Annotated in this window: 1 protein-coding gene; it reads right to left on the reverse strand. The window is 64.7% G+C overall.

Annotated elements, in window-relative coordinates; genetic code table 11:
• On the reverse strand, positions 1-1,049 hold a 1,049-nt coding region (gene thrC / locus EOA33_RS36280), incomplete at its 3' end, for a threonine synthase (protein WP_127407765.1).
• Positions 1,050-1,183: the final 134 nt, after the last annotated feature.

The raw sequence follows: 1,183 nt of genomic DNA on the forward strand, positions 1-1,183 counted from the left end.
TCGCCCGCCTCGATCGTGAAGGCGCCTGACTGCTTCAGCCCGTTCATGTAGCGCCGCACCGTCTCCGCATTGCGGGCGGCCGCCTCGAACAGCAGGCGCTCGAAATTCGACGACATCTGGATGTCCATTGACGGCGAAGTCGTGGCGAACACGCCCTTGGTGCGGTATTCGCCGCTCGCCAGCGTGCGCGCCAATATGTCGTTGTCATTGGTGGCGATGACCAGCCGCTCGATCGGCAGCCCCATGCGCTTGGCGGCATAGCCGGCGAAGATGTCGCCGAAATTGCCGGTCGGCACGGTGAAGGAGACCGGACGGTCCGGCGCGCCGAGCGACAGCGCGGAGGAGAAATAATAGACGATCTGGGCCATTATGCGGGCCCAGTTGATCGAATTGACGCCCGACAGCGAGACCCGGTCGCGAAAACCGTGGTCGTTGAACATGTCCTTCACCAGGCCCTGGCAATCGTCGAAATTGCCTTCGATCGACAGTGCATGGACATTGGCCGCGCTCGAGGTCGTCATCTGCCGCTGCTGCACCGGCGAGACCTTGCCGTGCGGGAACAGGATGAAGATGTCGGTGCGGTCGCGTCCGGCGAAGGCATCTATTGCCGCGCCCCCGGTATCGCCTGAGGTGGCGCCGACGATGGTGGCGCGCTGTCCCCGCTCGGCCAGCACATGGTCCATCAGCCGGGCCAGCAGCTGCATGGCCACGTCCTTGAAGGCGAGCGTCGGGCCGTGGAAGAGCTCGAGCACGAAAGTGCTGGCCCCGGTCTGCACCAGCGGGCAGACGGCTTCGTGGCGGAAGGTCGAGTAGGCTTCGCGCACCAGCCTCTCGAAGACCGGCGCCGCGATCTCGCCGTCGAGAAACGGCGTCAGCACTCGGATGGCAAGGTCGGGGTAGGCGAGGCCGCGCATGGCGCGGATATCCGCAGCCGAGAAGTGCGGCCATTCGCGCGGCACGTAGAGCCCGCCGTCTCGCGCCAGCCCGGCAAGCACCGCGTCGGAAAATCCAAGCGCGGGCGCCTCCCCGCGGGTACTCACATATTGCATCGTCACCAGTCCATTGCAGCCGGCGGGTTCATCCACCGCAAATTGGTTAATTTTCCGAGCCGGCTCAGTCGCATTTTTGCCGCGCCGTTGATATACGTCACCAGCTTTGCGAGAGGGAAGTGCAGTTCATGGCG

It is taken from the genome of Mesorhizobium sp. M4A.F.Ca.ET.050.02.1.1, from assembly GCF_003997725.1.
In the GTDB taxonomy this organism is placed as follows: domain Bacteria; phylum Pseudomonadota; class Alphaproteobacteria; order Rhizobiales; family Rhizobiaceae; genus Mesorhizobium.